The organism is Protofrankia symbiont of Coriaria ruscifolia (assembly GCF_900634745.1).
GTDB classification, from domain to species: domain Bacteria; phylum Actinomycetota; class Actinomycetes; order Frankiales; family Frankiaceae; genus Protofrankia; species Protofrankia californiensis.
Map to the genome: position 1 here is coordinate 17,720 of NZ_CAAAFR010000182.1, position 12,260 is coordinate 29,979.

14 protein-coding genes are annotated in these 12,260 nt (G+C 67.4%); all 14 read right to left on the reverse strand.

The features are described 5' to 3' along the window. Positions 1 to 145 precede the first annotated feature (145 nt). Positions 146 to 1,042 carry a F0F1 ATP synthase subunit gamma gene (locus CV1CTNOD_RS20170; RefSeq protein ID WP_131787570.1) on the reverse strand — a complete coding sequence of 299 codons (897 nt, stop codon included), beginning with the start codon at positions 1,040 to 1,042 and terminating at the stop codon, positions 146 to 148. Between the two features lie 4 nt (positions 1,043 to 1,046). Further along, the gene (gene atpA / locus CV1CTNOD_RS20175; protein ID WP_131787571.1) at positions 1,047 to 2,699 is read right to left on the reverse strand and encodes a F0F1 ATP synthase subunit alpha; all 1,653 of its coding nucleotides are present in this window, start codon (positions 2,697 to 2,699) and stop codon (positions 1,047 to 1,049) included. 74 nt (positions 2,700 to 2,773) lie between these two features. Further along, on the reverse strand, positions 2,774 to 3,619 hold the full coding sequence (locus CV1CTNOD_RS20180) for a F0F1 ATP synthase subunit delta (RefSeq protein WP_131787572.1): 846 nt from the start codon (positions 3,617 to 3,619) through the stop codon (positions 2,774 to 2,776). Between the two features lie 3 nt (positions 3,620 to 3,622). Continuing rightward, a complete protein-coding gene (locus tag CV1CTNOD_RS20185) occupies positions 3,623 to 4,207 on the reverse strand; it encodes a F0F1 ATP synthase subunit B (RefSeq protein WP_131787573.1) in 585 nt (194 codons plus the stop codon). Between the two features lie 16 nt (positions 4,208 to 4,223). Next, positions 4,224 to 4,469 (reverse strand): F0F1 ATP synthase subunit C, encoded by a 246-nt coding sequence (locus tag CV1CTNOD_RS20190; RefSeq protein ID WP_131787574.1) that lies wholly within the window; start codon positions 4,467 to 4,469, stop codon positions 4,224 to 4,226. 64 nt (positions 4,470 to 4,533) lie between these two features. Then, on the reverse strand, positions 4,534 to 5,415 hold the full coding sequence (atpB, locus tag CV1CTNOD_RS20195) for a F0F1 ATP synthase subunit A (protein ID WP_131787575.1): 882 nt from the start codon (positions 5,413 to 5,415) through the stop codon (positions 4,534 to 4,536). Positions 5,416 to 5,892: 477 nt separating this feature from the next. Further along, positions 5,893 to 6,162 (reverse strand): AtpZ/AtpI family protein, encoded by a 270-nt coding sequence (locus CV1CTNOD_RS20200; RefSeq protein WP_131787576.1) that lies wholly within the window; start codon positions 6,160 to 6,162, stop codon positions 5,893 to 5,895. Further along, positions 6,159 to 6,599: a hypothetical protein gene (locus tag CV1CTNOD_RS20205; RefSeq protein WP_131787577.1), complete on the reverse strand. Its 441-nt coding sequence runs from the start codon at positions 6,597 to 6,599 to the stop codon at positions 6,159 to 6,161. The genes CV1CTNOD_RS20200 and CV1CTNOD_RS20205 overlap by 4 nt, the downstream gene beginning before the upstream one ends. Further along, positions 6,596 to 7,705, reverse strand: a complete 1,110-nt coding sequence (locus CV1CTNOD_RS20210; RefSeq protein WP_131787578.1) for an MraY family glycosyltransferase — start codon at positions 7,703 to 7,705, stop codon at positions 6,596 to 6,598. Before CV1CTNOD_RS20210 ends, CV1CTNOD_RS20205 begins: the two co-directional genes overlap by 4 nt. A gap of 34 nt (positions 7,706 to 7,739) precedes the next feature. Then, complete coding sequence (gene glyA, locus CV1CTNOD_RS20215; protein WP_131787579.1) at positions 7,740 to 8,996, reverse strand: serine hydroxymethyltransferase; 1,257 nt, start codon at positions 8,994 to 8,996, stop codon at positions 7,740 to 7,742. 20 nt (positions 8,997 to 9,016) lie between these two features. Beyond that, positions 9,017 to 9,673, reverse strand: a complete 657-nt coding sequence (locus CV1CTNOD_RS20220) for an L-threonylcarbamoyladenylate synthase (protein ID WP_131787580.1) — start codon at positions 9,671 to 9,673, stop codon at positions 9,017 to 9,019. Next, positions 9,670 to 10,794 (reverse strand): N5-glutamine methyltransferase family protein, encoded by a 1,125-nt coding sequence (locus CV1CTNOD_RS20225; RefSeq protein ID WP_131787581.1) that lies wholly within the window; start codon positions 10,792 to 10,794, stop codon positions 9,670 to 9,672. The genes CV1CTNOD_RS20220 and CV1CTNOD_RS20225 overlap by 4 nt, the downstream gene beginning before the upstream one ends. After that, positions 10,791 to 11,861: a peptide chain release factor 1 gene (gene prfA, locus CV1CTNOD_RS20230; protein ID WP_131787582.1), complete on the reverse strand. Its 1,071-nt coding sequence runs from the start codon at positions 11,859 to 11,861 to the stop codon at positions 10,791 to 10,793. The genes CV1CTNOD_RS20225 and prfA overlap by 4 nt, the downstream gene beginning before the upstream one ends. A gap of 157 nt (positions 11,862 to 12,018) precedes the next feature. Continuing rightward, positions 12,019 to 12,258, reverse strand: a complete 240-nt coding sequence (rpmE, locus tag CV1CTNOD_RS20235) for a 50S ribosomal protein L31 (RefSeq protein ID WP_131787583.1) — start codon at positions 12,256 to 12,258, stop codon at positions 12,019 to 12,021. Positions 12,259 to 12,260 lie beyond the last annotated feature (2 nt).

A 12,260-nucleotide genomic window follows, 5' to 3' on the forward strand; every position in this document is an offset into this window, starting at 1 on the left:
TGTGCCCTGAAGTCACCGGCCACCCCGTCAGGATGCCCGCAACGTCAGGTTTGATTGATCTTCTTGGTAGAACGGTCGTCGATGCCTGTAGTTCCCTCGGGCCTCCGGCCGCGCGAAAAACCATGATCGCGCAGCCTTTGGCCGGCTAGGATGCCTGGGCAAGCGCGTTGGCGCCTCCGACAATTTCCGATATCTCCTGCGTGATCGCATCCTGGCGGGCGGCGTTGGCCCGACGGGTGTAGGTCTTGATCAGCTCACCGGCGTTGTCGGTTGCGGACTTCATCGCCCGCTGGCGGGCCGCCGACTCGGATGCCGCGGACTCCAGCAGGGCCGCGTACAGCCGGCTTTCCACATACCGCGGAAGCAGGGCGTCAAGCACCCCTTCGGCAGACGGCTCGAACTCGTACTGCGGGAGGGGGCCTCCGGGAAGAGGCTCGGTGGTCTCCTCCAGCACCAGCGGGAGGATCCGGTGGGCAACCGGCCGCTGCGTCAAGGTGTTCACGTACTCGGTGAAGACCAGATGAATCTCGTCCACACCGGCTGCCTCGCTCGATTCGACGAACCGCGCGATGAGCGCGTCAGCGACTTCCTTGGCGTTGTCGTAGCTCGGCTGCTCGGAGAAGCCGGTGAACTCCCCGGCCAGCTCCCGGCCCCGGAACCGGTAGTAGGTGACGGCCTTACGGCCGACCGCGTACACGACCGGCTCCTTGCCCTCGGATCGCAGCAGCTCGAGCAGCTCACCGGTGCGACGCAGCACGTTGGCGTTGTAACCACCGGCAAGACCACGGTCGCTGGTCACCACGAGAACCGCTGCGCGGCGAGCATCGGGATGCTCGGTCGTCAGCGGGTGGCGGACCGTGGTCTGCGACGCAACCGAGGAGATCACCCGCGTGATCTCGTCGGCGTACGGCCGGGACGCGGCGACTCTGGCCTTGGCCTTCACGATCCGGGACGCGGCGATGAGCTCCATCGCCCGAGTGATCTTCTTGGTTGACTGTACCGAACGGATGCGGCGCCGGTATTCGCGGAGCTGGCCGGCCATGTCCTCAGTCCTCGTCCCTCGGCTGCGGCTGGTGCACCTTGATCGCCTCGTGCTCCACCTCGGCGGGGTCGAGGCCGTCGGGCACCGGCTCGTTGATCAGGGGCTGACCGCCGGACAACGTGAACTCGGTCTTGAACTTCGCGATCAGCTGTTCGAGCGCGGCGAGGGTGTCGTCGTCGAGCTTGCCGGTCTCGCGGATCGTCTTGAACAGCCCCGGCTGGGTCCGCTCGATGAAGTCGAGGAACTCGCTTTCGAACCTGCGGATGTCCGCGACCTGCACGTCATCGAGATGACCGGTCGTACCCGCCCAGATCGACACGACCTCGCGCTCAACCGAGTACGGCTGGAACTGCGGCTGCTTGAGCAGTTCGACCATGCGCGCACCCCGGTCGAGCTGGGCGCGCGATGCCTTGTCGAGGTCGGAGCCGAACGCCGAGAACGCCTCCAGCTCGCGGTACTGGGCAAGGTCCAGGCGCAGCCGGCCGGCAACGGCCTTCATCGCCTTGATCTGGGCGCTGCCACCCACCCGAGAAACCGAGGTACCGACGTTGATGGCCGGACGGACACCCTGGTTGAACAGGTCGGTCTCGAGGAAGATCTGCCCGTCGGTGATGGAGATGACGTTCGTCGGAATGTAGGCGGAGATGTCGTTGCCCTTGGTCTCGATGATCGGCAGACCGGTCAGCGACCCGCCCCCGAGCTCCTCCGAGAGCTTCGCGCAGCGCTCGAGAAGCCGGGAGTGCAGGTAGAAGACGTCACCGGGGTATGCCTCACGACCCGGCGGGCGACGCAGCAGCAGCGAGATCGCCCGGTACGCCTCGGCCTGCTTGGACAGGTCGTCGAAGACGATCAGACCGTGCTGGCCGTTGTACATCCAGTGCTGGCCGATTGCGGAACCGGTGTAGGGCGCGAGGTACTTGAACCCGGCCGGCTGGTCGGCAGGAGCGGCGACGATGGTCGTGTAGGCCAGCGCCCCGGTCTCCTCAAGGGTGTTCAGGACGTCCCGGATCGTCGACTTCTTCTGCCCGATCGCCACATAGACGCACTTGACCTGGAGTTTCGGGTCCCCGGTCGCCCAGTTCTCGCGCTGGTTGATGATCGTGTCGAGGGCGACCGCGCTCTTGCCGGTCTGCCGGTCGCCGATGATCAGCTGACGCTGGCCACGCCCGATGGCCGTCATCGCGTCGACGGCCTTGATGCCGGTCTGCAACGGCTCCTTGACCGGCTGGCGCTGCACGACCGTGGGTGCCTGCAGCTCAAGGGCTCGGCTCTCGGTCGAGACGATCTCCCCAAGGCCGTCGATCGGGCGGCCGAGGGGGTCGACGACCCGTCCGAGGAAGCCGTCCCCGACCGGGACGGAGAGGATCTCGCCGGTCCGGCGGACCTCCTGCCCCTCCTCGATGTGCTCGGAGTCGCCCAGGATGACGCAGCCGATCTCGCCCACGTCGAGGTTGAGCGCCAGGCCCAGTACCCCGCCGTGGAACTCCAGCAGTTCGTTGGTCATGGCGTGCGGCAGACCCTCGACCCGCGCGATGCCGTCGCCTGCGACGACGACCCGGCCGATCTCCTCGCGCTCTCCGACGGATGCCTGGTAGGAGTCGACGTAGTCTCGGAGGGCGGCGCGGATTTCCTCCGGTCGAATGGAGAGCTCAGTCATCGCTTCGGTCCTTCAATAAATGGTGCGGGCACGTCCCACAGGTCAGGCGAGGTCTGGATGTCCACGGGAGCGCTCTATCGGAGCAGTCGCCGACGTGCGTCGGTGAGACGGCGAAGAACACTGCCGTCGACCACCTCGTCACCGACCCGCACGACAACGCCCCCGAGAACAGCGGGGTCGACGTCCACCTGGAGCTGCACATCACGGCCAAAATAGCGGCTGATTGCCGTCCGCAGCCGGTAAATCTGGTCGCCCGCGAGAGGAACTGCGGTAAGCACCACGGCGACCAGACGGTTCCGCCGGGCCGCGGCAATCGTGGTCAACTGCTCAAGCCGGCGTTCAAGGTCACCGTGGTAGCGCTCGGTAACCGCACGCTGGATGAGATGGACCGTTATGGGCCGGGCCTTTCCGTCCAGCAGCCTCGCCACAAGTGCCTGCTTGGCCGCCACCGGGGCGGCCGGGGCGCTCAGGGCCAGCGACAGCTCCGGCGTCCGGTTGAGGATCCGCCCGAACCGGAACAACTCGTCCTCGACGTCGTCAAGGGCGTTGTCACGTTGTGCCTGCGCAAGCAGAACCTCGACCCCGAGTTCGGACAACGCCTGCTGAAGGTCCAACGATCGGGCCCAGCGTCCGGTGGCCGCGACCTGCAGGACCTCGAGAGCCTCTGCCGAGATCTTCTGTTCGAACAATCTGGCCGCGAGGTCGGAACGGGCCGATCCGGGTGCTCCCGGATCGGTCAGCGCACGGCGGAGGACCAGCTCCCGGTCGAGCAGATCCACAACCCCGTCGAAGTCGTCCGCAAGGCGAGCGAGATCGACGGAGTAACGGGAACGGGTCGTGGTACCCGGCGGCGGGAGCGCGGTCAGTTCGTCCAACCGAGCCCGCGCCGCCACCAGTGAACGGCGACTGGATCCGTCCACGTCTCAGCCCCCTGGCCCGGCCGGGGCCGCAACCACCGTGCCGTCCGGATGTTCCAGACCCGCGATGAAGTCGTCGACAAGCTGACGCTGGCGGTCGTCCCGCTGCAGCTCATGGTTGACGATCTTCGTAGCGAGCTCGAGCGCGATCTCGCCGATTTCGCGCCGGATCTGGGCGACGACCTGGGCCCGCTCCGCGGCGAGCTGCGTCTCGCCGCGGGCCTTGATCTCGGCAACCTCGTCGCCGGCCTGCGCACGCAGGGCGTCGAGAATCTGCTGCCCCTGCTCACGTGCGTCCTGACGGATGCGTCCCGCCTCGTCCTGGGCTTCGGCGAGCTGCCGGCGGTATGACCCGAGAAGCTCCTGGGCCTCCCGCTGGGTGCGCTCGGCCCGCGCCAGGTCGCCCTCGATACGATCGCTGCGCTCGGCGTACGTCCGCCTGATCTGCGGGTAGACCTTCCAGAAGAAGAAGGCCACCAGCAGGCCGAAGGACAGGGTGCCGATCAGCAGCTCGCCCAGCGGTGGGACAAGGACGTTCTCGTCCGAGTGCCCGCCCTCCTCGGCAGCCAGCAGCAGTGTCTCGATAACCACGGTGTCTCTCCCCGGCCTAGGGGAAGACGAACGGGACGACGAAACCGATCAGGGCCAGCGCTTCCGCAAGCGCAAAACCGATGATCATGTATCGGAAAGCGACCTGCTCGGCTTCTGGCTGGCGGGCAATGGCCTGCACGCCCAGCCCGAAGATAAGACCGATACCGATGCCGGGCCCGATGGCCGCGAGGCCGTAGGCCACCGCGCCGAGAGAGCCGCTCACCTGGTCGGCAGCAGCAAGCACCACAGAGGTGTCTGCCATGTCATTATTCCTTTTCCAGTCGGGCACCGCGACCTGCCGCGGTGCTGATCGGGGTGTCCGAACCTTATGCGTGTGCCGCAGCGGACGCGCCGCCTACGGCGGGCACCTGGTCGACCGGGTGCGGGCTGTCGTGCTCGTCCCCGTGCTCCTCGACCGCACCCGCGATGAAGGCGGCCGTAAGAATCGTGATGATGTAGGCCTGCAGGCCGTCGATGACGAGTTCGAAACCGGTCAGCACGATCGTCATGAGCAACGAGGCGACACCGAAGACGAACGGCGGCTTGGGCAGCAGGTACTCCGCGCCGAGCGAGAACACCAGCAACAGGATGTGGCCGGCGAACATGTTCGCGAACAACCGGACCGCCAACGTGAACGGGCGTACGATCAAGTTCGACATAACCTCGATCGGCCCGAGCAGAAGCTTGACGAAGAAGGGCGCCGATGGTGCCGGGTTGATCATATGGCCGAAATACGCCTTCGCGCCGCTGGCCTTGATGCCGGCGTGGTTGAACAACACATAGGTGATGGCGGAGAGAACGATCGGAATCGCTATCCGCGAGGTCGGTGGGAACTGGGCACCGGGCACGATCGCAAGCACATTGGAGATCAGTACGAAGCTGAACAGTACAACCAGGTACGGCGTGTACTTCCGCCCGTTCTCCCCGATGACATCGCGAGCGATCGACGTGTCGACGAAGTCGTAGACGGACTCACAGACGTTCTGCACCCCGCGAGGCACAACCGCCGCGCGCCGGAAGCCCAGCCAGAAGAGCACACCGACGACGAGCGCAGCGAAGATCCCCAGAGCCGTCGCCTTGTTCAGGTAGAAGTCGATCGGTCCGAGATCGACGTCGAACCAGTGCGGCGGCTGGAACACCTCCTTGGTCGGGCCGTGGAAGCCCTCGTCCGCGAGGACCGGCGGGACCGGCACGACGTACACCTCCATGATCGAAATACACTCTCACCAGCGGAAAAGAGACGCAGCCGTACCGGCGGCGGTGTGGACTCACCCTATCTGGTCCAAGCGAACAGCCCTACCCGGTGCAGACCGCATCCCGCTCGGGCACCTGGCATACCAGACATGACGATCGTCGGACACAGCCAACCCGCCAGGCATGACCATCCATCGACACCCTATGATCATGAACTGACAAGACCGACAAGAGATACGACTCACACCGGATGTCAGCAAGCCAACACTCGGTACTGGCGATACTATCCATACCCCGGCGCCATCGGCATCAAGTCCGGGCCGACCAGACCTTGCTCACTCGCCCGTTCACACAAACGCCACCCGAACGTTTCCTGCCATTGCCCCAAGATAGACGCTTCGAGGTCAGGCGAGTGCTCAGCGCAACTACCAGAGCCTGCCGGAGAGTCAAAGGCTGCGCGATCATGATTCGCCCGCCCCCGGGAACCACCGTCACTGACGCCGCGTCGCCCGGTAGATCACGAGATAGAGCGAGGCTGCCATCCCGACGATGACGCCCACCGGCAGGAAAACGGTACCGATCCCGGTGACCCGGTCGATCCCGTAGCCGACCAGCCCCCAGAAGCCGGTGCCGGCAAGCAGCGTGCCGAAGGCGTTCCACATCTCGCCGGAAATCAGGCCGGGCCGGTACGGGCGACGCGGCCCTCCACCCGCACCCGGTCCGTTTCCGGTGTCCCCCGGAGTGCGTTCGGCGTTGCTCACGTATTCAGGGTGTCACGCCGGGAGTCATCCCGCGCGCGGAAGACTTCCGGATCGTAGAACGGGACCCGGGTGTGCGTGGCCACCCACAACTCGGCACCGAGCCATCCGAGAACGCCCGTGAGGACGGCCCAGGCGAATGCGGCCAGGTCGATGGCGCTGGAACCCTCCAGAGTCACCAGCAGAGCACCCAGAATGACGATCTTTATCAGATAGGTACCCAACGCCGTGGGCAGCACCATCGCCCGCATCCGGCGGGCGACAACGCTTACCGCAACCTTGCTCACCGTGAAGAACGACGCGACGAGAACGAGACCCAGCGCGACCGCGGCGAGCCCGGCCGGCCCTCGGGAGAAACCAGCGACCGTGAAAGCCGGAAGCGCGATGACGGCAAGCACCAACAGACCAACCCTGATCGTCCGGCCGGCGGCGGTAATCATGCGCGCCGCACAGATCGCTGACCGGCCAGCAACAGGACCAGCAGCCCGGCAAGGCCGAGACCCACGACGCCGGCGAGGATGGGAAGCGGCCGCCGGGAAAAGGACGCGGCCACCCCGCCGAAACCGAGCAGCGCCGCCCAGAAGTACATGATGAGCACGGCTCGGACGTGGGATTTCCCGATTTCCAGCATCCGATGGTGCAAATGCATCTTGTCCGGGGCGAACGGTGACCGACCGGCACGTGTCCGGCGGACCACCGCCAGCCCCAGGTCGATGAAGGGCACGGCAAGCACCGCCAATGGGATGGCCAACGGGATCAGGGACGGCAGGGACCGGGACGGCCCGGCATATCCGCCGTAGGCCACCTGGCCCGTCACCGAGATCATGGATGCGGCGGAGAGCAGGCCGACCAGCATCGAGCCGGAATCCCCCATGAACAGTCTCGCCGGGTTGAAGTTGTGCGGCAGGAATCCCAGGCACACACCGGCCGTGACAGCGGCCAGCAACGCCGCCGGCGCGGCGCGGGAGAAGTGGTTGATCACGGCGACCTCGTAGGCGAAGTAGAACGTGGCGCCCGCGGCGATGGCCGCAACCCCGGCGGCAAGACCGTCCAGCCCGTCGATGAAGTTCATGGCGTTGACCAGGATCACCGTAGCGAGGATCGACAGTGGCACGGCCGTCTCCGGTCCGAGACTGAAGGTCGTGTCACTGTCCGGATTCACCGCGAAGGACCACTGGATGCCCAGCAGTACCATCACCCCGGCGGCCGTGACCTGACCCGCAAGCTTCGTCACAGGATCCAGCGGCCACCGGTCGTCCACGACACCGAGCAGGCAGATCAGGGCACCGGCGACGAGTACCGCATGCGGTTCGGCCCAGTCCTGGGAGACCGCGGACAGGAACGGCAGCTGGTCGGCGACGAGCAACCCGGCGGCAAGCCCGGCGAGCATGGCCAGACCACCAAGCCGTGGAGTCGGCACGGCATGGACGTCGCGGTCGCGGACACCCGCGACCGCGCCGACCCGGATCGCGAAACGCCGCGCCACAGGCGTGCACAGGAACGTGATCGCTGCCGACACCGCGAAAACGAGCAGATACTCCCGCAATCTTCTAACGCAATCTTCTAGCGCATTTGCCGGGTCACCGCGGGTATGCGGGGTGCTTGGCCGTCAGGGCGGCAACACTCGTGACCACGTCGCCGGCAGCGTCGGGATCACTGACAACGCGGGCGATGAGCGCGGCGATGTCCTTCATCTCGCCTTCCTTCATGCCCTGGGTCGTCACTGCGGGAGTGCCCACCCGGATTCCGGAGGAGACCGCGGGTGGCTGCGGGTCGTACGGAATCGCGTTCTTGTTCAGGGTGATCCGGGCGGCGTCACAGCGGGCCTCCGCCTCCTTGCCGGTGACCCCGAGAGCACGCAGGTCAAGCAGGGCGAGATGGGTGTCGGTTCCGCCGGCGACAGGCCGCACCCCCTCGGCGGCAAGCGCGTCCGCGAGCGCCTGGGCATTGCGGATCACCTGGTGGGCGTAGTCCTGGTAGGCGGGGGTCGCGGCCTCCCGCAACGCGACCGCCTTGGCCGCGACCGCGTGCATGAGCGGGCCGCCCTGACTGAAGGGGAAGACCGCCTTGTCGATCCGCTGGGCGAGCTCCTCCCGGCAGAGGATCATCCCGCCCCGCGGGCCGCGCAGGACCTTGTGGGTGGTGAAGCTGACGACGTCGGCAAAGGGGACCGGGCTCGGGATCGCCTTGCCCGCGACCAGGCCGATGAAGTGGGCGGCATCCACCATCAGCCACGCCCCGACCTCGTCCGCGATCGACCGGAAGGCGGCGAAGTCGATCAGCCTCGGGTAGGCGGTGGCGCCACAGATAATCATTTTGGGCTGATGCTGGCGAGCGAGGTCGCGCACCTCGTCGTAGTCGATCAGCTCGGTGTCCTCCCGGACGCCGTACGCGGCGACGTTGAACCACTTGCCGCTGAAGTTGACTCGACTACCATGCGTAAGGTGACCGCCGTGCGGGAGGGACATCGCCAACACGGTGTCGCCGGGTACCAGTAGCGCCGCGTACACCGCGAAGTTGGCCTGGGCCCCCGAGTGCGGCTGCAGGTTGGCGTGCTCGGCGCCGAAGAGCTCCTTCGCCCGGGCGATGCCGATCTCCTCCGCGCGGTCCACGACCTGGCATCCGCCGTAGTACCGGCGACCGGGATATCCCTCGGCGTACTTGTTCGACAACGTTGATCCAAGGGCCGCCAGCACTGCCGGCGAGGTGAAGTTCTCGCTGGCGATGAGCTGGAGTCCTCCTCGAAGCCGGTCCAGTTCGTCCAGGACGACGCCGGCGATCTCGGGATCCTCGGCACGGAGCTGGTCGAAGTCCGGGCCCCAGAACGGGGTGCTCATAAGCTGCCTCTCCTGCTGCGTCAGTTCACTGCGGCGGGTACCCGAAGTGACGGGAGAACCTCACGCAGCGCCGCCAGGTCAACGGCGCCGACCCGCAGCACGCGTGGGACGTCATCGGTGCAGTCGACGATCGTCGAGGCGACACCGACTGCGCAGGGCCCGCCGTCCAGGTACACCTCGACGGAATCACCAAGCTGGGCAACAGCGTCGTCCACCGTGGTCGCCGGTGGCCGACCGCTGATGTTCGCGCTGGACACCGCCATCGGACCAGTCCGGCCGAGCAGTTCGATCGCCATCGGATGCAGCGGCATCCGTACCGCGACCGTGCCACGCGCGTCACCGAGATCCCAGGTCAGTGACGGTGCGTGCCGCACGATCAGCGTGAGCCCGCCCGGCCAGAACGCTCGAACCAGATCGCGGACCTGCGAGGTCACCCGCTCCACCAGCCCGTCGAGGGTGCGCCACGAACCGACCAGCACGGGCACGGGCATCTCCGGCCCACGGCCTTTGGCCTCCAGCAGGGCCCGGACCGCGACCTGGTCGAAGGCGTCGGCCCCGATGCCGTACAGCGTGTCGGTGGGTAACACCACCAGTCCACCGTGCCGGACCGCACGGGTAGCTGCCTCGAGCCCGGCCGCGCGCGGTCCAGGGTCCGCGCAGTCGTAGCGTCTGCTCACCGCTCCTCACCTACTATCCCCGGGCTCGGCGCACCCCGAACTCGGCGTGTCGCTGTGACGAACCGGTCCCGTCCGGTCAGATCCTGATGGCCGCGGACATCATCCCAGTAACCGTGCGCCCGCAGCAGGGCAGGGGCCGCCGACCCGTGCCGGTCGGAATGCTCGATCACCAGCCGTCCACCGTCGCGGAGCAGGTCGACCGCTGCCTGCGCGACAGCGCGCACGCCGGCCAGGCCGTCCGGCCCGGCCCACAGGGCAGCGGGCGGATCATGCTCGCCGACCTCCGGTTCGATCCGGTCCCGCTCGTCGTCGCACAGGTACGGCGGGTTGCTTACCAGCAGATCGACCCGGCCGAGCAGGTCCGTCAGCTCGTCGGCAACGGCCGGGACGGGCCCGGCGCCGGGGCCCGCGGGGTCCGGGCCGGCCACGATGCGCTCACCCGGAGCATCCGGCCGGGCCCGCACAGATGAACCCCATGCGGAAAGGCCGATCCCCACGTCGGCGTGATGCACGGTCACGACCCTGCCGGTGAGCACGACATTACGCCTCGCCCACATCAGTGCGTCCGGGTCACTGTCGACAGCGTGCACCCGCGCGCCCGGCAGCTCATCGGCGAGCGCAAGAGCGATCGCGCCGGAACCGGTGCACAGATCCACACAGATCGGCCTGTCCCACCCGGCCGCGCGAGCGGTGTCGATGGCCCACCCGACCACCATCTCGGTCTCCGGCCGGGGCACGAACACACCGTGACCAACAGCAAGGGTGAGATAGCGGAATCCGACAGTGCCCACCAGGTGCTGCAAGGGCACTCTGGCAGCCCGGCGGGCCACCAGGTCGTGAAACCAGTCCCGGTCGGCCGGGGCCATCGTGCCCGTCAATGCCAGCCGCCAGCGGGGCTCCCCGGTGGCATGGGCGGCAAGCTGCTCGGCATCCGGCCGGGGGCTGGCGACCCCCGCCGCGGACAGCACGGCGACCGCCTCGTCGATCTCAGCCCGCAGGTCCGGGCCAGGGCCGGTGCCCGGAGCCGAGCCTGGAGTGTGCGGGGGGTGTGCCGAACGTGTCCGTGAGCCTGTGCGGGCGTCCCTGCCCAGGTGGGCCTGCCCGGCCGCGGCGGAGGTCATGTCGCTACCTCGACCGAAAGCCTTGCCTGCAGATCCGCCGCGACCAGCGCGTTGAGGACCTCGTCGAGCTCACCGTCGAGAACCTGGTCAAGGTTGTGCGCTTTGTAGCCGACCCGGTGGTCACTGATCCGGTTCTCGGCGAAGTTGTAGGTACGGACGCGTTCGGAGCGGTCCACCGTGCGGACCTGACTTGCCCGCGCCGCCGACGCCTCGGCCTGCGCCCGTTCACGGGCTGCCGACAGCAGTCGGGCCCGCAGGATACGCAGGGCCGACTCCTTGTTCTGCAGCTGGCTCTTCTCGTTCTGGCAGGAGACGACCAGCCCGCTGGGCAGGTGGGTGATCCGCACAGCCGAATCCGTCGTGTTGACGCTCTGCCCTCCGGGACCGGAGGAGCGGTACACGTCGATCCGCAGATCGTTGGGGTCGATGTCGACCTCGACATCCGCTGCCTCCGGCAACACCAGGACACCGGCTGCCGAGGTGTGGATGCGGCCCGCCGACTCGGTGACCGGAACCCGCTGCACCCGGTGGACGCCGCCTTCGAAGCGCAACCGCCCGAAGACTCCTTCCGACGCCGCCCGGCCGGCCTTCACCGCCACGCTCACGTCCCGGTACCCGCCGAGGTCGCTGGGGTTCGCATCAAGGATCTCGGTCCGCCAGCCACGCCGTTCGGCGTAACGCAGGTACATCCGCAGAAGGTCACCGGCGAACAGGGCCGACTCCTCACCGCCCGCACCCGCCTTGATCTCCAGAATCGCGTCCCGGGCATCGTCCGGGTCAGCGGGCACCAGATGGGCGCGCAGCCGGTCCCGCAAAACCTCCTGCGCGGCCTCCAGCTCCGCGACCTCCACGCGGAACGAGGCGTCCTCGGCGGCGAACTCGCGGGCTGTCGCAAGATCCCCGGCGACCCGATCCAGCTCGCGGGCGGTCTCCACAGCCGGGGTCAGTTCCGCATACCGGCGACCGAGACCGCGTGCCAGCGTCGGGTTGGCGTGCACCGACGGATCGGCCAGACGACTCTCCAACTCGGCGTGCTCGGTGAGCAGAGCGTCGAGTGGAGTGGTCATTTCGGGTGTCTCCTGGTCCTGGGGCGTTCGATCAGCGAGCGGCGCCGGGTGTCACGAGCCGGACGGCGCTGTTCTCGGGCGCTCTCAACGTCGAACTGTAGGCGCGGCCGGGACGGCGCCCGTGCCGCCACCGGTACGGCACGGGCGCGTCAGCGCGCTACCTGGCTGTGCTTCCAGGCTTGTCGCCGGGACGGCGGCGACCGAAACGCCGTTCGAACTTCTCGACCCGGCCACCGACGTCAAGAATCTTCTGCTTGCCGGTGTAGAACGGATGGCACTGTGAGCACACCTCTGCGTTGATCACGCTGTCCGACTTGGTGCTACGGGTCGTGAACGTGGAACCACAGGTACAGATGACCGTGGTCTCCTGGTACGTCGGATGAATGTCAGCCTTCATGA